This window comes from Gottfriedia sp. ABJ_BB2_2 (assembly GCF_055484705.1).
The window spans coordinates 1-348 of sequence record NZ_JBVFKR010000040.1; the positions used below are offsets into that span (position 1 = coordinate 1).

Here is a 348-nt window from a genome sequence, read left to right on the forward strand (position 1 = left end):
AATCCGTTGCCTTACCGCTTGGCTATAGCCCAATGAAGTTGCTACATGGTCTTGCTTCTGCGATTATAATACTTGATTTTGCACCGCAGGATTTTCTTTATGTTTTATTGTATTTACCCCTTGAATTTACTCCTCAAGATAAAGACAATCCGACATCTGAAAAAGTAGAATCTTGAATTCGTACTTAAAGACTACAATTCAACATTTCTTATAAAAAGGTAAATGGCTGGGCTACCTGGATTCGAACCAGGGCATGACGGAATCAAAATCCGTTGCCTTACCGCTTGGCTATAGCCCAATGAAGTTACTACATGATCTTACTTCTGCGATTATACTACTTGATTTTGC

1 tRNA gene is annotated in these 348 nt (G+C 38.5%); it reads right to left on the bottom strand.

Going from position 1 to position 348, the window contains the following annotated elements:
- Positions 1-223: 223 nt before the first annotated feature.
- Positions 224-298: transfer RNA gene (locus ACX6U0_RS21360), tRNA-Gln, on the bottom strand.
- Positions 299-348: the final 50 nt, after the last annotated feature.